This is a genomic window from Ruegeria sp. (genome assembly GCF_040830605.1).
Classification (GTDB): domain Bacteria; phylum Pseudomonadota; class Alphaproteobacteria; order Rhodobacterales; family Rhodobacteraceae; genus Ruegeria.
On record NZ_JBFOMD010000003.1, the window covers coordinates 13314 to 31853 of the forward strand.

Here is an 18540-nt window from a genome sequence, read left to right on the forward strand (position 1 = left end):
GAGAATAGCTGGCGAGTGGCTGGGTGCCGCTTATAGGCGGGCCAGAACCGTGCGGGCAGCCCCAAAGAACCGCTCGCGCAGGCGTGCGCGGTCCTGAAGAATCGGTGATGGGGCCGGTCGGCATCTCATGCGCATCAGATATATCGCGCCATTGGGTCAATCAAGCTTGGATATGCCCGGCGCTGGGCTGGGCCCTTGCACATCGCGCCCCAAGACCGTCATGTTGCGTGTCAGGAGGCTGACGGATGGATCAGGAGCTTTTGCCATTCACGTTCGAGGAACTGATGGCCGCCTTTGCCCAGCAATGGAGCAGGCTTGTCGATCTGTTCCTGACGCCGGGCTGGCGACAGTACCAGATCGTGATCGCGCTGATCGTGTTTCTGGTCGCTCTGTGCCTGAAGGCGGCCACCAAGAACCGCTGGTCGGCATGGGCCCGCGCGCGCGAAGGCTGGCCGAAATGGCGGCTGCGCATTCTGGTTCAGGTCATGCGCCGCCTGACGCTGGTCTATTTCGTTCTGCTTTGCTGGCTGGTCTATCTTGTGATGCAGCAGCTCACCTGGCCTTCACGCAGCTATATCGTCGGAGTTTTGGCGACGCTCGCCTCGGCATGGCTCGCCATCGCGTTGCTGGCGTGGTTCGTGCGCAACCGCACCCTGCGCAAGATCTTCCAGTGGTCGATGTGGATCTATGCCACGCTGGTGGCGCTGCGCCTGACCGATGATGTAGCGAGCTTCCTCGACGGGATCGCCATTTCGCTGGGCGATCTGCATATTTCGGTTCTGGGCATCCTCAAGGCGGGTCTGCTGATCGGGGTTCTCTTGACCGTCGTTCGACTGGCAACGCATGCCGCGTCGCGCGGGTTGGAGGCCAATGACGACATCTCACCCTCGATGCAGGTGCTGCTGGCCAAGGCGTTGCAGGTCGGGCTCTACGGCATCGTCTTTCTGATTGCGATCAGAACTTTAGGGTTCGATTTGACCGGGCTTGCGCTGCTTTCGGGTGCAGTTGGTGTCGGCATCGGCTTTGGTCTGCAAAAGGTGGTGTCGAACCTGATCTCGGGCATCATCATCCTGATGGATCGGTCGATCAAACCGGGCGATGTCATCTCGCTGGGTGACACCTTCGGATGGATCAACGCGCTGGGCGCGCGCTATGTGTCGGTGGTCACGCGAGATGGGCGTGAATACCTGATCCCCAACGAGGATCTGATCACCAGCCAGGTGGTGAACTGGTCGCATTCGGATCGGTTCGTGCGGTTGGATCTTGAGTTTGGCACCAGCTACAGCGACGATCCCCATCTCGTGCGCGCTGTGGCCATCCGGGCCGTGAAATCCGTGAGCCGGGTGCTCAGCGGCCCCGGCCACAACCCGGTTTGCCACATCAAGGGCTTCGGCGACAGCAGCGTCGACTATGTCCTGCGGTTCTGGATCAGCGATCCGACCGCCGGTCTGATGAACATCCGGGGCAACGTCTTTCTGGCCCTGTGGGATGCGTTTAAGGCCGAAGGCATTTCGATCCCCTTCCCGCAGCGAGAGGTGCGCCTGCTGGAAGACGATGACAGCGGGGCGGACGCGCAACAGCTCCCGAAAGAGTGACGGAACGTGGCGCCACGGCGTTTGGGCTTCATTGAAATGTCACAGGTGGCTTGCTACCTTTTAAGTACCCCAGCGCCGGGGGGCTGACGGCGCGTCACAAAGGAGGACTATGTCCTGTCACTTCATACGCAGGCGGGTTTGCCCGCTGAAGACCGGGCCGGTGTAATGGCCCACTCTCAGCTTATCAGCGAAAAGCTGCTTGAGCGCATCCTTTCCTCACTTACCGATGACAAGGCCGAAGACGTTGTGCAGATTGATCTGCGCGGGAAATCCTCGGTTGCGGATTACATGGTGATCGCATCCGGGCGTTCGACACGTCAGGTCTCGGCCATGGCGGAAAAGCTGACGGATCGCATCAAGCATGAATTCGGGTTCACCTCGAAGGTTGAAGGCAAGGATGCCGGCGACTGGGTGCTGATCGATACGGGCGACGTGATCGTCCATATCTTCCGCCCCGAGGTTCGCGAGTTCTACCAGCTGGAAAAGATGTGGCTGCCGCAGGGCAGCAGCGCCTCGGCTAACTGAGGCGCCATCCCGGCCGGTATTGAGCGGCCCGGAGGCGAGAGAGAATGCGCATAAGTATCTGCGCGGTCGGCCGATTGCGGGCCGGACCGGAAAAACTTCTGATTGACGACTATCTGACCCGGTTCGACCGCACAGGCCGTGGCCTGGGCCTTGGTCCTGCGCGCGTGGTCGAGGTCGAGGACAAGAAGAACGCCGGAATGGGGGCCGAGGCGGTGCTGCTGCGCAAGGCGCTGCCAAAGGGGACGGTGATCTGCACGCTGGATGAACGCGGCAGGGTTATGTCCTCGCCCGAATTTGCCAACAGGCTGGCCAACTGGCGCGATGCCGGGCGTCAGGATCTGGCGCTGGTCATAGGCGGGGCAGACGGGATCGACCCCAGCCTGCGGGCCGAGGCGGATTTTTCCCTGTCCTTTGGCGCCATGGTCTGGCCGCACATGCTGGTGCGGGTGATGCTGGCCGAACAGCTCTACCGCGCCGCCAACATCCTGTCGGGTGGCCCGTATCACCGGGTGTGATTGCGTTGGTTTCCGATTTGGCCAGGCTATAAGGTCGGCAAGGATGGCAAAGCTTCTGATCGTATATCACTCAAGAACCGGCGGCAGCCGGCAAATGGCCGAGGCCGCGGCGGTTGCCGCGCGCGGCGAGGCGCAGACCGTTCTCAAGACCGCGGATCAGGCTGGCCCCGAGGACCTTTTGCAGGCCGATGGCTATATTTTCTGTGCTCCGGAAAACCTCGCCGCGATTGCGGGCGCGATGAAGGAGTTTTTCGACCGCTGCTACTATCCGGTTCTGGGCCGTATCCAAGGCCGCCCCTACGCACAGATGGTCTGTGCGGGCTCCGACGGGGAAAACGCGGTGCGCCAGATCGCGCGGATCGCTCAGGGCTGGCGGCTGAAAGAGGTGCAGCCGCCGCTGATCGTCTGCACTCACGCCCAGACGCCCGAACAGATATTGGCCGAGAAAACCATTCCAGAGGCAGAGTTGGATCAATGCCGCGACATCGGGCAGGCCCTGGCCGCCGGGCTGAGCATGGGCGTCTTCTGAGCGGGCTAAGGCCGATCAGGGTAGCGTGAGCATGTAGGTCTCGGTGTTCCAGCCATCGACGATGCACCGCGCCTGTATCTGAACCTGCGTGGCACCTTCCGGAATTTGAACACCACCCAGCGAGCGGGTGAAGGGCTGCTCCTGTTCATGCGGGTGGTAAAGCACGCGCAGACCCAGTTCGTTGCCTTCCATATCCAGCACCCGCCAGCCATCGGCATAGTGCTCCCAGCCGGTATCCGGGTGCGAGATCGTAACGTCGAATCGCCAGCCATCTCCGGCGCGCTGGGCGGTGGCTTTTTCGACAACCGGCCCGTCGGCCAGGGCAGGGGAGGCAAGCAGGAAGAGCATGGTCAGATGTTTCATGAGGTGACCTTACTGTGCGGTTGCGGACTGCGGTATCACGACTGCGTGTCCGGCGGGATCGTCAGCAGGACCCCGCGCGAGTGCGAGGCGAACTCGCGCCGGTAGAGCAGCGCCAGCGTCGCCAGCGTGGCGAGGATCAGCGCCACCGGCCCCAGCATCCAGGCAACGGCGGCCAGCGCGAAATAGATCGCCCGGAGCCCCTTGTTGAAACTGCGCGCGGCGGTGTTGCAGACCTCGGCAGCCTGGCCCGCGCGGGGATAGGCCAGCGCATCTTCGGGGTCATTTGGCACAGCTGCCATCAGCACCGCGCAATAGCCGAACAGCCGATGCGCCCAGACAAATTTCAGAAAAGCGTTCGACAGAAACAACAGTGTGATCAGGATCTTGATCTCCCACACCACCGCCGGGGCGCTGCCGATGGCCAGATCGTTGGCCACGCCCGCCAGCCGCTCGGTATTGCCGAAAAGCGCGAGCGCCCCGCCGATGGCGATCATCGAGGTCGAGGCGAAGAACGCCGTGCTCTGCCGCATGTTTGCCACCAGTTGCGCGTCGAACATGCGCGGCTGCCGGGTGACCATCTGCACCATCCAGATACGCCGGAACTCCGCCATCAGCGCGGTGACCGAGGGTTTGCCGGGCGCCGGATTGTCGATGCGCCAGCCGATCCACATCCAGGCGGCCACCAGCAGGGCAACGGCGGCAAAGTCGTAAGGCGAAAACAGCAGGGCACGGTCGATCCAGGTCATGGCTGCGACAGTAAGCCTTACCAGTTCAACTTGCCAGATCGTGAAATTGGTAATATTACTTTACCAAACGGAGGATGTTCCATGGAGATGCCGAAACCCGATCCCGGCGTGCTGGCGCGCAAGGCGAAGCTGGTCGACCGGTTGTTGAAGGTGTTGCCCAAGGACGCGGTGATCCATGACGAGGCCGAGACACGCGTCTATGAGTGCGACGCGCTGACCGCCTATAAATGCGCGCCGATGCTGGCGGTATTGCCATCCTCGACGCAAGAGGTCTCAGAGGTGCTGCGCATCTGCCATGCGGCGGGCGTGCCGGTGGTGCCGCGCGGGGCCGGGACTTCACTGGCGGGTGGGGCGCTGCCGACGGCAGATAGCGTGATCCTTGGCGTGGCAAGAATGAACGAGGTGCTCGAGACCGATTACGAAAACCGCACTATCCGGGTGCAGTCGGGCCGCACCAATCTGAGCGTCACCGGCGCGGTAGAGGAACAAGGATTCTTCTACGCCCCCGACCCCTCGTCGCAGCTGGCCTGTGCCATCGCGGGCAATATCGCGATGAACTCGGGCGGAGCGCATTGCCTGAAATACGGGGTGACCACCAACAACCTGCTGGGTGTGACTATGGTGCTCATGGACGGCACCGTGGTCGAGATCGGTGGGGCCTATCTGGATGCGGGCGGGCTGGATCTTTTGGGGGTGATCTGCGGGTCCGAAGGGCAGCTGGGCGTGGTGACCGAGGCCACGCTGCGCATCCTGCGCAAGCCCGAGGGCGCGCGCCCGGTGCTGATGGGGTTCGATGACAATGAGGTGGCGGGGCAATGTGTCTCGGACATCATTAAATCAGGCATCCTGCCGGTGGCGATCGAGTTCATGGACCGCTTGTGTATTCAGGCCTGCGAGAATTTCGCCGGTGCTGGTTATCCCGATTGCGAGGCGTTGCTGATCGTCGAGGTCGAGGGCTCAGAGGCCGAGATCGACAGTCAGCTAGCCAAGATCATCGAGATTGCCCGGCGCCACAATCCGGTTGAGCTGCGCGAAAGCCAGTCGGAAGAAGAAAGCGCCCGAATCTGGTTGGGGCGGAAATCTGCCTTTGGCGCGATGGGGCAGATCAACGATTACATGTGTCTCGATGGCACGATCCCGGTGTCCGCGCTGCCGATGGTGCTGCGGCGGATCGGGGAGTTGAGCGAGGCGTATGGCCTGGCCGTCGGCAACGTGTTCCATGCGGGCGATGGCAACATGCACCCGCTGATCCTGTTTGATGCCAACAAGCCCGGCGATCTTGAGAAATGCGAGGCATTCGGAGCGGAGATCCTGAAGCTCTGCGTCGATGCTGGCGGGTGTTTGACCGGTGAGCACGGGGTGGGCATCGAAAAGCGCGATCTGATGCTGCATCAGTACAATATGACCGATCTGGAGGCGCAGATGGCGGTGAAGGATGTGTTCGATCCGGCTTGGTTGCTGAATCCGGCCAAGGTGTTTCCGCTGGAGGCCTCGGAGACTCGGCGGGTGGCGCAGATGGCTGCGGAGTGAGGGGCCAGCCCCTCTTGGGCCGTTGGCCCAATTCACCCCGGGATATTTTTGAACAGAAGAAGATATGGGATGAGACCTGAAACTGAGGCTGAACTGGCCGAGGCCGTAGCCGGGCTGAATGGGCCGGTGCGGATTGTCGGGGGCGGCACCCGGGGGGCGTCCGGGGAAGGGCCGGAGCTGTGTGCGGCCGGGTTGCGCGGGATCGAGCTTTATGAGCCGGGCGCGCTGACTCTGGTGGCGAGGGCGGGGACGCCAGTGGCCGAGATCGAGGTGGCGCTGGCGGCTGAGGGGCAGAGGCTGGCCTTCGAGCCGATGGATCATCGCGGGCTGCTCGGGACCAGTGGTGAGCCGACCATTGGCGGGGTTGTGGCGGCCAATATCTCGGGTCCGCGCCGGGTGCAGGCCGGGGCGTGCCGGGATTTTTTGCTGGGGGTGCGGTATGTCGATGGCACCGGGCAGGTCGTCAAGAACGGTGGCCGGGTGATGAAGAACGTCACCGGGTATGATCTGGTCAAACTGATGGCCGGGTCCTGGGGGACGTTGGGGGTACTGAGCGAGGTGTCGCTCAAGGTGCTGCCGCAGTCTGAGGCTGAGACAACGCTGGCTGTCAAAGTGCCCGATGTGGAACGTGCGGTGCAGGTGTTGTCGGTCGGGTTGGGCTCACCCTTTGAGGTGACCGGGGCGGCGTATGATCCCTCGGCGGGGCAGGCGCTGTTGCGGATCGAGGGGTTTGCGGACTCGGTGGACTATCGGACCGGGCGGCTTGAGGCGCTGTTGGCCGAGCATGGTGACGTTGAGCGTGTTGGTGAATCCGGGGCGGTATGGCGAGCCATTCGTGATGTCGAGATGTTTCACGGGACGACCGGCGACGTTTGGCGGATATCTGTGAAGCCGACGGAAGCGCCCGGAATTGTAGCGCGGGCCGAGGCCGAGAAGCTGCTATTCGATTGGGGCGGAGGGCTGATCTGGGCGCTGGTGCCCGAAGGCACCGACGTGCGAGCGCGGTTGGGGGCGTTTGACGGCCATGCCACGCTGGTTAGGGCCAGCGAGGACACGCGTGCCGGCGTGGGTATGTTCCAGCCGGATCCACCTGCGCTTGCAGCACTCTCCAAAGGGCTGCGGCAAAGGTTCGATCCGCGCGGGCTCTTCAATCCGGGGCTGATGGGGTAGGTCATGCAGACGACATTCACAGCGGAACAGTTGAAAGACCCGGCCATCCAACGCTCGAACGAGATCCTGCGGAACTGTGTGCATTGCGGGTTCTGTACCGCCACCTGTCCGACCTATCAGGTGCTGGGGGATGAGCTCGACAGCCCGCGCGGGCGGATCTACCTGATCAAGGACATGCTGGAAAACGAGCGGGTGCCGGATGAGAAGACGGTCAAGCATATCGACCGGTGCCTGTCCTGTCTGGCCTGCATGACCACCTGCCCCTCGGGCGTGCACTACATGCATCTGGTGGATCACGCGCGTGAGTATATCGAGGCCAACTACAAGCGCCCGTTCTCGGATCGGGCCCTGCGTTGGATTTTGGCGCGGATACTGCCCTATCCGACCCGGTTCCGTTTGGCGCTGCTCGGGGCCAGGATCGGGCGGCCCTTCCGACTCCTGATGCCGGACGCGCGGCTGCGCGCGATGCTGGACATGGCGCCAAAGCGCATCCCTCCGGTCAGCCGAAATGACGATCCGCAGAGCTTTGCGCCCCAAGGCCAGCGGATCAAACGTGTGGCGCTGATGACTGGGTGTGCGCAGAAGGCGCTGAACACCGACATCAACGATGCCACCATCCGGCTGCTGACCCGTCTGGGCTGTGAGGTGGTGGTGGCCGAGGGGGCGGGGTGCTGCGGGGCACTGACCCATCACATGGGTAAGACGGAGGAAAGCCATCGCACTGCCGCCCGAAACATCCGGGCCTGGGCGCGCGAGATGGACGGCCAGGGGCTGGATGCGATCGTCATCAACACCAGCGGTTGCGGTACGACGGTCAAGGACTACGGGCATATGTTCCGCAACGATCCACTGGCCGAGGACGCCCGGCGGGTGTCTGACATTGCAGCGGATGTCAGCGAGTTGCTGATGCAGCTCGATCTGCCTGTGGGAGCGGAGAAGGAACTGACCGTGGCCTACCACGCCGCCTGTTCGCTGCAGCATGGGCAAAAGATCAAGACCCACCCCAAGACGCTGCTGAAACGCGCCGGGTTCAAGGTGGTCGAGCCTGTGGACAGTCATCTCTGTTGTGGCAGCGCGGGCACTTATAACCTGATGCAGCCGGAGATTTCGGCGCAGCTCAAGGCGCGCAAAGTGCGCGCGCTCGAGGCAAAGCAACCCGATCTGATCGCCGCCGGCAACATCGGATGCATGATACAGATCGGGTCGGGGACGAATCTGCCAGTCGTGCACACGGTCGAATTGCTCGACTGGGCGACCGGCGGCCCGAAACCACCCGCGATGGAGGCACGGGTCCAAGCCATAAAGGACGTCCCGATCCTGCGTTGAGAAACAGGTGTAGGGCCTGTGCAACACAGCGTCACTCACCGTCATGTTATACTTTCTGCCCTATTTTCGCCTCACCCAACCGATATCAATATAGCCTTGTGACGGGAACCGGAGATGTTGGTGCGTAACTGGGTCAAGGTGATGGCGCTGGTCCTGCTGCCTGCAGCAGCTGTGGCGCAGGACTCGGGGCTGAAAAGCCTCGACACCAGTGATTCCGGTCGCGAATGGATGGCGGTTGGCCGCCTCGACATCGACGGCACCGGGTTTTGCACCGGTGCGCTGATCGCGCCAAATCTGGTTCTGACCGCTGCGCATTGCCTGTTCGACAAAGCCACCGACGAAAGGATCGACCCCGCGCGGATCGAGTTTCTGGCAGGATGGCGACGGGGCCGCGCGTCGGCCTATCGCTCGGTGCGCCGCGCGGTGGTGCATCCCGACTATGAATACGGTGCCGATGCGTCGACCCAGCGGGTGCGCAACGACGTGGCCCTCATCGAGTTGCAGCAACCGATCCGCAACACCACCGTGATCCCATTCGAGACCGGAGAGCGCCCGGCGCGCGGTGAAGAAGTGGGCGTCGTTTCATACGCGATGGACCGGTCCGAAGCACCTTCACTGCAAGAGGTTTGTTCAGTCATGGCAAGGCAGCAGGGCATTCTGGTGATGTCCTGCGATGTGGATTTCGGGTCCTCCGGTGCGCCGGTTTTTTCCTTCTCGGGCGAGCGACCGCGGATCGTGTCCGTGGTGTCCGCAAAGGCCGAATTGCAGGGCGAACGTGTGGCGCTTGGGTCAACGCTGGAAGAGGCGTTGGGCCTGCTCCAGGCCGAGTTGGATGCCGGCGGCGGGTTCAATCAGGCTGATGCACCGCGCTCCAGCCGCATCACGGTGGGTGGTCCTCGCAACAAAACCGGAGCCAAGTTCGTTAAACCATGATCCGCCTGTTTGTCCTGTTCAGCATTCTGCTCTCAACCACGTCCGCTCATGCCCAGGCGATTTCGCGTCGCCTTACCGATCGGGAGGATTTGCTGGGATGGGAGGCGGTGGGCCGTCTCGATATCGGTGAATCCGGGTTCTGCACCGGAACCCTGATCGCCCCGGACCTTGTTCTGACGGCTGCACATTGTGCGCTGGACAGGAAAACCGGCCGGCCCTTTGCGGCAGGAGAGCTTACGTTTCGGGCGGGGCTGAGCGACGGCAAGTCCTTGGCGGACCGCAAGGTGATCCAGATAGCCGCCCATCCGAAATTCGTTGTAAACGCACCGGTCTCGGCCGAGCGTGTCCGGGTCGATGTGGCCTTGATGCGGCTGGATGAGCCCATCCCCCTGTCACTGGCCAACCCTTTCGCCCTGCATAACGGAAACGTCTCTGGCGCCGAGGTCAGCGTTGCCTCTTACGGGCGCGGGCGGTCCGAGGCGATCACAAGGCAACGGTCTTGTCGCATTCTGTTCCGGCAGCAGGGGCTGGTCGCCTTCGATTGCGATATCACCTTCGGATCGTCGGGCTCGGCGATCCTGGCCAAATCCGGCTCGCGCTGGCAGATCCTGTCGGTTGTATCCGCGGGCGCCCGAAGCCGGGGAACGCCTGTCGGTTATGGCATGGAACTGCCCGGTATCGTCAGCCAGCTCAAAGCCATCCTGCGCAAGGACGCGCCGCAGCCCAAGGCGACGATTCGCCGATTGCAGGTGGGTTCGGACAAATCCAGCTCGGGCGCAAAATTCATCAGTTCCGGCGGGTCTTGAAACCCCCCACACCTTTTCCCATCTCATCGGTATCGGATCGCCACTAACCGGGGTCCGATGACCTATGAACGCCCGTCCGGATGGAGGGCACAACTCGTAAATCGCTCAAGAGATGAGGATAACGACACATGCGTAGCTTTGATTTTGCACCCCTGCACCGTGCGACCATCGGTTTCGACCAGATCGCAGACATGATGGACCGGGTGCTGACCAGTGACATGGCCCAGCCGAGCTATCCCCCCTACAACATCGAAAAGACCGCTGCTGATGCCTATCGCATCTCGGTTGCTGTCGCGGGATTCGCCGAAGAGGATCTGACGGTTGAGCTGAAAGAGAATTCCCTTGTCGTGGCAGGCAAGAAAGCCGCCGAAGACAAGGAGCGTACCTATCTGCATCGTGGCATCGCAACCCGCGCCTTTGAACGCCGTTTTACGCTGGCCGATCATGTGCGCGTGACAGGTGCGAGCCACGAGAACGGTATGCTGCATATCGACCTGCAGCGCGAAGTGCCCGAGGCACTGAAACCGCGCCGGATCGAGATCACCTCGTCCAAAGCCATCGAAAAGGATGTGGTTGACGCCAAGGCCGTAAACTGAGGTTCCGCATTGCGGTAATCCTCCGCAGAACCTAGATGCGATAATCTCCTCCCTCCCTTGGTTATCGCTGCACCCCGTGCCCGAATACGGCGCGGGGTGTTTTCGTATCGGCTCAGGCCCGGTTGGCGGCGATGGCAAGGCCATCGGTAACGGCAGTGAATACTTCGGTGAAGGAATGCCGGGCATCCGGGAACAATGCCTCCATCGTGTGTGAGACGATCGACATCAGGCTGGACCCACCGACATAGATCACGCGGTCGACCTGTTTTGTGGTCACGCCTGCCATTTGCAGGGTTTCGGTGGCTCCGCCAGCCAGTGCTTGGGTGTGGACGGCGAGGATCTGTGCCAGTTCTTCGGCGGGAAGCGGAACGGTCAGAGTGCGTTCGATCTGGTCCAGCGCGATATGTGGGCAGGTTGCGCCGTTGTTGGCGGCGATCTTGCCGCGCTCGACGGCAAAGGCCAGATCATGACCCAACTCATCCTGCAAAACGGTGACGAGGCGGTTCATCTTCTCTGGCGTTTCGGACAGCTGCGCCATCTCCTCGACCATGCGACGGGTTTGCGCGGTGTAGAGAAAGGGAATCTTCTCCCACGTCGCCAGATCGTTGAAGATCGCGTTGGGCGCAGGCGTGGTGCCGGGGCCGATGGCTTTGCGCAAGGTAGATCCCTTGCCCAAGAGCGGCATCACCCGGTCGATATTGATCGAGCGGTCGAAATCGGTACCGCCGATGCGAACCCCGTGGTTGGCAAGGATCGAGACCCCGTCATTGCCCGACCTGAACAGCGAAAAGTCCGAGGTGCCGCCGCCGATATCGACGATCAGCCCGATCTCGCCCGATTGATCCAGGGCGCCGCTGGCAATGGCAGCGGCCTCAGGTTCGAACAGAAACCCGACCTCCTTGAAACCCGCCGCGATGTAACAGGCGCGCAGATCCGCCTCGGCCTGCGCCTCGCGCCGATCACCGGTGCCGTGAAACACTACCGGGCGGCCCGACAGAGCGCGGTCGAAGGTCAACCCGGTCTCGGCTTCGGCGCGGATTTTGATCTCCCGCAGGAAGCGGGCGATGATGTCGACAAAGGTGACCCGTTCATTCAGGATCTGGCGTTTCTCGTGCATCAGACCGGTGCCCAGCACCCGTTTCAGCGCGCGCATGAACCGCCCTTCGGCCCCGTCAAGCAGTGCCCGATTGGCCGGTTCGCCGACCAGAGTCTGTCGCGTCTCGAAATCGAAGAAGAACGTGGTGGGCAACGTCGTCTGACCCGGTTCCATCTGGATCAGGTGGGGTTTGCCGTCGCGCAGATAGCCCGCTGCCGAGTTGGAGGTGCCGAAATCGATACCCAATATGGGGCCATGCTGTGCCATGCCCGATTCCTCCCGACGGTAAGACAGAAAGGCGCCTGTTTAGGGTTGCGCGAATAGACCGTCAATCGCGAAGTGTCTGCCTTTAGCCCCGGGCAAACTTCCTGTGTTGAACGTGTCCTCAGTCGGATTTTCGTGGCTCGCCAAGGTCAATGGGATCGCCACCATGGGGAAGGGCCCAATATCGGCATTTTTCGTGACAAAACCGATCCGCCGAAACATCCCGTTAACTGCTGGCGGTGATACTGGCGCTGCGGGCCGTGCTGTTTTGCGCGCGGTTGCAAAACCGAAGGCTGACACGCGATGATGAGTGCTCCGATTTCCCTGGTTCAGAACAGCTTTGCCCGCGTTTTTGCCCGCAAGGGCGAGTTGACCGAGCGGTTTTATCGCCATCTTTTCAAGAACATGCCCGAGGCCGAAGGGCTGTTTCACGGCGACTTCATGGTGCAGAAGGAGATGTTCGCCACCATGCTTGCGGCGTCAGTCCGCAGCCTGATTGATAAGGGCAGCTTTCACGATGTCGGCACCGCGCTGGCGGAAAGCCACGCGCGGTTCAACCTGAGTGCAACGCAATTGCAATGCGCGGCCAATTCGCTGATGGCCGCGCTGCGGGATGTGATGGGGGACGATCTGACGCCCGAGGAAGAAGGCGCGTGGAACGAGGCCGTCACCCGCCTGACCGGGATGATGGCCCGGCCCGGTTAGACCGACATGCAGACGTATTTCATCTCCAGATAATCCTCGATGCCGTGATGGCTGCCCTCGCGGCCCAGCCCGGATTGCTTGACGCCGCCGAATGGGCCGACCTCGGTCGAGATGATGCCGGTGTTAACCCCGACGATGCCGTATTCCAGCGCCTCGGCCACCTTGTAGACCCGGCTCAGATCCTTGGCGTAGAAATAGGACGCAAGGCCAAAGATGGTGTCGTTGGCCATGGCGATCACGTCATCCTCGTCCTCGAACTTGAAGAGTGGGGCGAGGGGGCCAAAGGTTTCGTCCTGAGCGACCATCATGTCTTGTGTGACGCCTGTCACGATGGTTGGCTGAAAGAATGTGCCACCCAGATCATGCGGCAAACCGCCGGTCAGGATCGCGCCGCCTTTGGCGGTGACGTCCGCGATGTGCTCCTGCACTTTGGCGACCGCCTCGGCGTTGATCAGCGGGCCGGTGGTGGTGCCGTCGGTCAGTCCATCGCCCACCTGCAAAGCTTCAACGGCGGCTTTAAGCTTGGCGGCGAAGGCGTCATAGACCCCAGCCTGCACATAAATGCGGTTGGCGCAGACGCAGGTCTGGCCGTTGTTGCGGAACTTGCACAGCATCGCGCCTTCGACCGCGGCGTCCAGATCGGCATCGTCGAACACGATGAAGGGCGCGTTGCCGCCCAACTCCATCGAGCATTTCATCACCTGATCGGCGGCTTGCCGCAGCAGGATGCGGCCCACCTCGGTCGAGCCGGTGAAGGTCAGCTTGCGAACGCCAGGGTTCTCGCAGAACTCCTTGCCGATGTCGCTTGAGCGGGATGAGGGCACCACGTTGAACACCCCTGCCGGAATGCCCGCCTCTTCAGCCAGTGCGGCCAAAACCAAGGCCGACAGCGGGGTTTCAGCCGCCGGGCGAGCAACAAAGGCACAGCCTGCGGCCAGTGCCGGGCCCGCCTTGCGGGTGATCATTGCGTTGGGGAAGTTCCACGGCGTGATCGAGGCGGCCACGCCAATCGGCTGTTTCTGCACGGTGATGCGCTTGTCACGCTGGTGGCCGGGGATGGTCTCGCCATAGATGCGCTTGGCTTCTTCTCCGAAGAACTCGATGAATGACGCGCCGTATGCGACCTCGCCCACCGCCTCGGTCAGCGGTTTGCCCTGCTCGGCGGTCAGGATGCGGCCCAGATCCTGCGCGTTTTCCATCATCAGGTCGTACCAGCGACGCAGGATCGAGGCACGCTCCTTGCCGGTGTACTTCGCCCACTCTTTCTGGGCCGCCTCGGCCTGTGCAATGGCACCCGCGACCTGAGCGCGGCTAACGTCCGCCACTTCGGCCACCACATCGCCGCGCGCCGGGTTGGTCACCGCAAAGGTGCCATGGTCGCCATCGACCCACTGTCCGCCGATATAGGCCTTGGTCACCATCAACTCTGGCTTCGAAAGGAGCGATTTCAGATCGGTTGTTGCGTCCAGCATGGTTGAGCCTCCGGCTAGCATTCAGTTGCGCGCACCCAAACAGGTGGGGCGGTGTTTGTCTATGGCCACTCTGAATGTGAAATCAATCCAGATTTGATCATATTTAACTTAACAAGTTAAGTGGCAAAAGTCACGCTTGATCGACTCCGCAGGATGCGCCAGATTGCGCGCGGGCCCTGGCGATGGCGTCGCCTCATGCCGTGCGGCATGCGCCCGTTTTCCGTCCTGAACGCCGGGACCTTTCTGCAAAGGAGGGTCTGTCATGACCGCACGTCCTGACTTCTATCGTTATCATAACGGCCAGCCGGCCAAGCTGCCGTTTGAGGCCGCCGAGTATGAGGCACGCCTTGCCGGGCTGCGCGCCCGGATGGCCGAGGCAGGCGTGACCGCCGCCGTCTTCACCTCGATGCACAACATCGCCTACTACTCGGGCTTTCTCTATTGCGCCTTCGGGCGGCCCTACGGGCTGGTAGTGACCGAGACTGAGAGCATCACCATCAGTGCCGGTATCGATGCAGGTCAACCCTGGCGCTGGAGCCACGGTGACAGCATCACCTATACCGACTGGCAGCGGGACAACTACTGGCGCGCGATCAAGTCGGTAACCGGCGAGGGGCAGGTGATCGGGTACGAAAGCGACCACCTGAACCTGCTGCAGCGCGATAAGCTGGAGGATTTCCTGAAACCGTCGGCGATGGTCGATCTGTTCGAAACCACCATGCGCCAGCGGATGATGAAGTCCCCCGCCGAGATCGCGCTGATCCGGCACGGCGCACAGGTGGCGGATGTGGGCGGTTATGCGATCCGCGACGCAGTCAGGGCCGGGGTGCGCGAGATCGACGTGGCCATGGCTGGCCGCAATGCGATGGAGTTGGAGATCGCCAAGCGCTTTCCCGATGCCGAATACCGCGACACCTGGGTGTGGTTCCAGTCGGGCATCAACACCGACGGCGCCCACAACCCGGTGACCGGCCGTGTACTGCAGCGGGGCGACATCCTGTCGCTGAACACCTTCCCGATGATCTCGGGCTACTACACTGCGCTGGAGCGCACCATGTTCGTGGAAGAGGTCGATCCGGCCAGCCTGAAGATCTGGGAGGCCAATGTCGCCGCCCATGAATATGGCATGTCCTTGCTGAAACCGGGCGTGAGCTGTGCCGAGGTCACCCACAAGATCAACGAGTTCTTCGCTGATCGCGACCTGCTGCAATACCGCACCTTTGGCTATGGTCATTCCTTCGGGGTGCTGTCGCATTACTATGGCCGTGAGGCGGGGCTGGAACTGCGCGAGGATATCGACACAGTGCTCGAGCCGGGCATGGTGATCTCGATGGAGCCAATGCTGACCATCGCCGATGGCGAACCGGGCGCGGGCGGTTATCGCGAGCACGACATTCTGGTCATCACCGAGGATGGTAACGAGAACATCACCGGCTATCCTTACGGGCCGGAGTTCAACGTGGTTGGCTGAACAGGTTTGGCCCGGACGGGCCAGACCTTCGGCGACCATACTTTAACAAGAAGAAGGAGGCCGTCCGGGATCGGGCGGTCTTTTGTCGTTGTCGTGCTGCATGATTAACGGCCAAGTCCCTTTTCTTTTTGGGGTCGGTTTGCCAGAGTTCGTGTGAAAATTGCAATTCAGGGGATGTAAGCGCTCGTAACATTCCCTATCTGTTAGTGATATAACAAGAAAAGGATGCAGCGGGATGTCGGACACCGAATTCGAGATGATGATTAGGGAAACTCAGCGTCGGGTCAAAGAGAGCCAGTCGCAGATCGAGGGGTTGACCAGCCGGATCGAAGCGGCGCGGGGCAAGATCGGGACGGCCGAGGCGGATATCGACATCGAGAACGCCACGCTTGAGGACGTGCATGCCCATACCGAGGTGATGAACGCCAATATTGCCGAGCTGATCATGGGGCTGGACGATGTCACGGCGGCCTTTTCCAAGGATTTCGACGAGATGCGCTCGAAAACCGGGTGGGAGAGCTTTGTCGGCATCTTTTCCAAGGGTAAGTCCGAGTCTCTGCGGCAGGAACGGATGCGTGGTGCCAATATCGACGACAAGCTACAGGACCTGATCGCCAAATCGGACGTGATCGTGAAGCTGCTGGAGGGGCAGTTGGCGGTGCTGGAAGAGCAGCGCGAGAAGGTCGAAACCAACCTGACTTCAACGCTGGATGACCGGGAATTCACGGTGCAGGAGCTGGAGGGCGTGCGCGCCGAAATCCTCGCGATGGACCCCAAGATTATCGAGCTAGAGAATAAGATCAGCGTCGAACAGGACGCCGCCGCACGTACAAAGCTCGAGACCGAATTGGCGGATCTGAACAAGGCATACAACGCCAAGGTTCAAGACGAGCAGGTCAAGCTGGCCAAGTCGCAGACGCTGGAGCGCTATATCGAAAAGGGCAAGACCTGGGTCGATTCACTGCAGAACCAGGCGGCGACGCAGATGGTGCTGATCAACAAGCTGCAGACAGACACGCAGCAGCGCGTGGTGCTGTATGACGCCCTGACCAAATCGCTGAAAACTGCGCAGCAACAGGACGTGGCCCACCGCATCAACGAGATTGGTGTGCAGACGGATCAGGAGGCGCAAACCGCCATGGCCGCCATCGGCACCGCGACCAACCAGAAGATGGCCGACATGCTTGAGGCGCATGAGGACCACATGGTGTTTGCCCGCGACGTTTTGGAGAAAAAGGCCAAGGCGGACGAGCGCTTTGCCCGCCGCTTCGCGTCGATTGTCGAGAAGCATGATAAGAATTTGTATGGGGGTTAACCCCTGATGTGGAGCTGGAAGGTATTTCGCAAATTTGGCGTTTTGGGCGCTTTGATCACGATTGCAGGGGGACTCGTCTCGTTGTACTCTGGCCGTGGTGTTTCTCTGGCGGACATTGGTGCTGACGCGCCATTTCAAGTCGCCAGTCAGGACGACATAAACGGGATTTTGTTCGCGGCAGTCTTTCTAGCAATTCTGTTTGTTTTGGTAGGGTGCTTCGGAAACCTAGCCCGCGCGCTTTTTTTAATGACTGCTCACACCATTCGGAGCCGCGAGCCACAGTTCTTCAATGTGCGCCAATCGGAGGCTAATATGCTCTTTAGCTTCTTTGAACTTGATGCATTCGGAAGAGTGCCTTCCGTCAAGGATGAAGGGCAGTGATTTCAGAAGTTGAAAGGCTGCCGAGAACCGCAAATGACTAACCCCACCCAAGACCATGTCGGCCTAACCGACACCTTCGCCTCACGCCGCTATTTCCGCAAGTTCGAGGTGATCACCGTCCACCTGCTGCGCGTGGCTGCGACGATGGAGGCAGAGGGTGCGATCAGCAAACAAGAGGTGCGGATCGTATCGCGCCACCTCTCGGGGCTGCTCTACACCTTCCGCGCGCTCAGCATGAAATACCTGCTGGTCGGGCGCGATACGGGGCGGTTTTTTGGCAGCCTCGCCATGGACAAGCGCGACAGCGGGTTTCCGGTGGCGGCCGAGTTGCTGACCATGGCCAATGACGCGCAGCAGGCGCAAGTGCATCTGGCGAATATGCCGTCCGAGGATGATCTGAAAACAGACATGGTCCGCACCATCATCGGCGACCGGGACATCCCCACCAAGCTGCAATTCGCGCTGTCCCAAAGGCTCTACTACGAGGAATTGCTGAAGGGAGAGCTGTTCTGGGCCCGCAACGACCCCGAATGCCACTGGATGGGGAATGAGGGCGAGCGGCGCAAGTTCCTGATCCATTGGGCGGTCTATGACAGCCAGATCAACCTGCCGGTCATCTACCTGATGCAGTTGGAGGACAGCGGCAAAACCGCCCTGCCCAAGGATCAGCGCCGCTGGCCCGAGGTACAGGCGCATCTGATGGCGCAGTCCTTGGGCGGGCTGAAACTGGTGACCATCGCCAAGGGCTTCGATCAGGATTTCGACGACCTGCATCCCAAACACATGCGCCGCATCCATGTGGGGCCGATGTATTCCTCGGCCTATACCGAGCAATCCGGCCCCCTGCGGCAGGTGCTGGAGGACGCGCAAGCGCCCGAGGGTCAGGACTGGGCGCTGGCCTGGACCACCGAGGAACTGGAAAGCGAAGAGGTCATCGAAGAGCGCGCTGGGTGGTTCTCGACCGTCGAGCGTGAGGTCTTTGCGCTGGACCCATTTGGCGGGCAGGGGGCCGAAACCGGGGCCACCCGTACCCAGCGCTCGATCATCCTGCCCCAGCGCCCGTTTCAGGTGCTGGTCGAACGCAACCCGCCGGGCTTTGGCGATGTGCGCAAGTTTGTCGTCAGCAAAGCCGGGCAGGTGTTGCGGTATTGAGATTTTCGCCTTCGGCGAGAGTATTTTAGAAAAGATGAAGCAAGGGCGGT

The 18540-nt window shown here is 61.5% G+C and carries 19 protein-coding genes; 15 read left to right on the forward strand and 4 right to left on the reverse strand.

Annotated elements, in window-relative coordinates; genetic code table 11:
• Positions 1-245 precede the first annotated feature (245 nt).
• The 4 genes from AB3N21_RS04150 to AB3N21_RS04165 all read left to right on the forward strand — a co-directional run bounded on the left by AB3N21_RS04150 (position 246) and on the right by AB3N21_RS04165 (position 3164).
• Positions 246-1595 carry a mechanosensitive ion channel family protein gene (locus tag AB3N21_RS04150; RefSeq protein WP_367934016.1) on the forward strand — a complete coding sequence of 450 codons (1350 nt, stop codon included), beginning with the start codon at positions 246-248 and terminating at the stop codon, positions 1593-1595.
• 165 nt (positions 1596-1760) lie between these two features.
• Positions 1761-2120 carry a ribosome silencing factor gene (gene rsfS, locus AB3N21_RS04155; RefSeq protein ID WP_171173007.1) on the forward strand — a complete coding sequence of 120 codons (360 nt, stop codon included), beginning with the start codon at positions 1761-1763 and terminating at the stop codon, positions 2118-2120.
• A gap of 44 nt (positions 2121-2164) precedes the next feature.
• The gene (gene rlmH, locus AB3N21_RS04160) at positions 2165-2635 is read left to right on the forward strand and encodes a 23S rRNA (pseudouridine(1915)-N(3))-methyltransferase RlmH (RefSeq protein WP_367934017.1); all 471 of its coding nucleotides are present in this window, start codon (positions 2165-2167) and stop codon (positions 2633-2635) included.
• A gap of 43 nt (positions 2636-2678) precedes the next feature.
• Entirely contained in the window at positions 2679-3164 is a 486-nt protein-coding gene (locus tag AB3N21_RS04165; protein ID WP_367934018.1) for a flavodoxin family protein, read from the forward strand.
• A 15-nt stretch (positions 3165-3179) separates the two neighbouring features.
• Here the strand turns inward: AB3N21_RS04165 and AB3N21_RS04170 are convergent, their stop codons facing one another.
• Together AB3N21_RS04170 and AB3N21_RS04175 are read right to left on the reverse strand one after the other, a co-directional pair.
• Positions 3180-3527 (reverse strand): hypothetical protein, encoded by a 348-nt coding sequence (locus AB3N21_RS04170; protein WP_367934019.1) that lies wholly within the window; start codon positions 3525-3527, stop codon positions 3180-3182.
• Between the two features lie 35 nt (positions 3528-3562).
• Positions 3563-4273 (reverse strand): DUF599 domain-containing protein, encoded by a 711-nt coding sequence (locus AB3N21_RS04175; protein ID WP_367934020.1) that lies wholly within the window; start codon positions 4271-4273, stop codon positions 3563-3565.
• Between the two features lie 81 nt (positions 4274-4354).
• Here AB3N21_RS04175 and AB3N21_RS04180 point away from each other — a divergent pair, with 81 nt between their 5' ends.
• The 6 genes from AB3N21_RS04180 (at position 4355) to AB3N21_RS04205 (ending at position 10634) form a co-directional block, all read left to right on the forward strand.
• Complete coding sequence (locus AB3N21_RS04180; protein ID WP_367934021.1) at positions 4355-5803, forward strand: FAD-linked oxidase C-terminal domain-containing protein; 1449 nt, start codon at positions 4355-4357, stop codon at positions 5801-5803.
• A 69-nt stretch (positions 5804-5872) separates the two neighbouring features.
• Positions 5873-6973 (forward strand): FAD-binding protein, encoded by a 1101-nt coding sequence (locus tag AB3N21_RS04185; protein WP_367934022.1) that lies wholly within the window; start codon positions 5873-5875, stop codon positions 6971-6973.
• A 3-nt stretch (positions 6974-6976) separates the two neighbouring features.
• A complete protein-coding gene (glcF, locus tag AB3N21_RS04190; protein WP_367934023.1) occupies positions 6977-8299 on the forward strand; it encodes a glycolate oxidase subunit GlcF in 1323 nt (440 codons plus the stop codon).
• Positions 8300-8419: 120 nt separating this feature from the next.
• On the forward strand, positions 8420-9232 hold the full coding sequence (locus AB3N21_RS04195; RefSeq protein WP_367934024.1) for a serine protease: 813 nt from the start codon (positions 8420-8422) through the stop codon (positions 9230-9232).
• Complete coding sequence (locus tag AB3N21_RS04200) at positions 9229-10038, forward strand: serine protease (RefSeq protein WP_367934025.1); 810 nt, start codon at positions 9229-9231, stop codon at positions 10036-10038. The genes AB3N21_RS04195 and AB3N21_RS04200 overlap by 4 nt, the downstream gene beginning before the upstream one ends.
• Positions 10039-10166: 128 nt before the next feature.
• Entirely contained in the window at positions 10167-10634 is a 468-nt protein-coding gene (locus AB3N21_RS04205; protein WP_367934026.1) for an Hsp20 family protein, read from the forward strand.
• 112 nt (positions 10635-10746) lie between these two features.
• Here the strand turns inward: AB3N21_RS04205 and AB3N21_RS04210 are convergent, their stop codons facing one another.
• Complete coding sequence (locus AB3N21_RS04210; RefSeq protein WP_367934027.1) at positions 10747-11997, reverse strand: Hsp70 family protein; 1251 nt, start codon at positions 11995-11997, stop codon at positions 10747-10749.
• Between the two features lie 300 nt (positions 11998-12297).
• On the opposite strand from AB3N21_RS04210, the gene AB3N21_RS04215 reads away from it, so the two are divergent.
• Positions 12298-12699 carry a globin domain-containing protein gene (locus AB3N21_RS04215; protein WP_367934028.1) on the forward strand — a complete coding sequence of 134 codons (402 nt, stop codon included), beginning with the start codon at positions 12298-12300 and terminating at the stop codon, positions 12697-12699.
• Here AB3N21_RS04215 and AB3N21_RS04220 read toward each other — a convergent pair.
• A complete protein-coding gene (locus AB3N21_RS04220; protein ID WP_367934029.1) occupies positions 12696-14171 on the reverse strand; it encodes an NAD-dependent succinate-semialdehyde dehydrogenase in 1476 nt (491 codons plus the stop codon). The genes AB3N21_RS04215 and AB3N21_RS04220 overlap by 4 nt on opposite strands.
• A 262-nt stretch (positions 14172-14433) precedes the next feature.
• Here AB3N21_RS04220 and AB3N21_RS04225 point away from each other — a divergent pair, with 262 nt between their 5' ends.
• The 4 genes from AB3N21_RS04225 (at position 14434) to AB3N21_RS04240 (ending at position 18490) form a co-directional block, all read left to right on the forward strand.
• The gene (locus tag AB3N21_RS04225; RefSeq protein WP_367934030.1) at positions 14434-15642 is read left to right on the forward strand and encodes an aminopeptidase P family protein; all 1209 of its coding nucleotides are present in this window, start codon (positions 14434-14436) and stop codon (positions 15640-15642) included.
• Positions 15643-15877: 235 nt separating this feature from the next.
• On the forward strand, positions 15878-16957 hold the full coding sequence (locus AB3N21_RS04230) for a hypothetical protein (RefSeq protein ID WP_367934031.1): 1080 nt from the start codon (positions 15878-15880) through the stop codon (positions 16955-16957).
• A gap of 6 nt (positions 16958-16963) precedes the next feature.
• Entirely contained in the window at positions 16964-17338 is a 375-nt protein-coding gene (locus tag AB3N21_RS04235; protein WP_367934032.1) for a hypothetical protein, read from the forward strand.
• Positions 17339-17371: 33 nt separating this feature from the next.
• Positions 17372-18490, forward strand: coding sequence for a hypothetical protein (locus AB3N21_RS04240; RefSeq protein ID WP_367934033.1), 1119 nt, complete (start codon positions 17372-17374; stop codon positions 18488-18490).
• Positions 18491-18540: the final 50 nt, after the last annotated feature.

What these genes read in the sequence shown, in the direction of transcription:
- glcF (WP_367934023.1), top strand. Translation starts at nt 6,977, where the DNA reads ATGCAGACGACATTCACAGCGGAACAGTTGAAAGACCCGGCCATCCAA.
- rsfS (WP_171173007.1), top strand. Translation starts at nt 1,761, where the DNA reads ATGGCCCACTCTCAGCTTATCAGCGAAAAGCTGCTTGAGCGCATCCTT.
- AB3N21_RS04230 (WP_367934031.1), top strand. Translation starts at nt 15,878, where the DNA reads ATGTCGGACACCGAATTCGAGATGATGATTAGGGAAACTCAGCGTCGG.
- AB3N21_RS04165 (WP_367934018.1), top strand. Translation starts at nt 2,679, where the DNA reads ATGGCAAAGCTTCTGATCGTATATCACTCAAGAACCGGCGGCAGCCGG.
- AB3N21_RS04180 (WP_367934021.1), top strand. Translation starts at nt 4,355, where the DNA reads ATGGAGATGCCGAAACCCGATCCCGGCGTGCTGGCGCGCAAGGCGAAG.
- AB3N21_RS04200 (WP_367934025.1), top strand. Translation starts at nt 9,229, where the DNA reads ATGATCCGCCTGTTTGTCCTGTTCAGCATTCTGCTCTCAACCACGTCC.
- AB3N21_RS04215 (WP_367934028.1), top strand. Translation starts at nt 12,298, where the DNA reads ATGATGAGTGCTCCGATTTCCCTGGTTCAGAACAGCTTTGCCCGCGTT.
- AB3N21_RS04170 (WP_367934019.1), bottom strand. Translation starts at nt 3,527, where the DNA reads ATGAAACATCTGACCATGCTCTTCCTGCTTGCCTCCCCTGCCCTGGCC.
- AB3N21_RS04150 (WP_367934016.1), top strand. Translation starts at nt 246, where the DNA reads ATGGATCAGGAGCTTTTGCCATTCACGTTCGAGGAACTGATGGCCGCC.
- AB3N21_RS04235 (WP_367934032.1), top strand. Translation starts at nt 16,964, where the DNA reads ATGTGGAGCTGGAAGGTATTTCGCAAATTTGGCGTTTTGGGCGCTTTG.
- AB3N21_RS04205 (WP_367934026.1), top strand. Translation starts at nt 10,167, where the DNA reads ATGCGTAGCTTTGATTTTGCACCCCTGCACCGTGCGACCATCGGTTTC.
- AB3N21_RS04210 (WP_367934027.1), bottom strand. Translation starts at nt 11,997, where the DNA reads ATGGCACAGCATGGCCCCATATTGGGTATCGATTTCGGCACCTCCAAC.
- AB3N21_RS04175 (WP_367934020.1), bottom strand. Translation starts at nt 4,273, where the DNA reads ATGACCTGGATCGACCGTGCCCTGCTGTTTTCGCCTTACGACTTTGCC.
- rlmH (WP_367934017.1), top strand. Translation starts at nt 2,165, where the DNA reads ATGCGCATAAGTATCTGCGCGGTCGGCCGATTGCGGGCCGGACCGGAA.
- AB3N21_RS04240 (WP_367934033.1), top strand. Translation starts at nt 17,372, where the DNA reads ATGACTAACCCCACCCAAGACCATGTCGGCCTAACCGACACCTTCGCC.
- AB3N21_RS04220 (WP_367934029.1), bottom strand. Translation starts at nt 14,171, where the DNA reads ATGCTGGACGCAACAACCGATCTGAAATCGCTCCTTTCGAAGCCAGAG.
- AB3N21_RS04185 (WP_367934022.1), top strand. Translation starts at nt 5,873, where the DNA reads ATGAGACCTGAAACTGAGGCTGAACTGGCCGAGGCCGTAGCCGGGCTG.
- AB3N21_RS04225 (WP_367934030.1), top strand. Translation starts at nt 14,434, where the DNA reads ATGACCGCACGTCCTGACTTCTATCGTTATCATAACGGCCAGCCGGCC.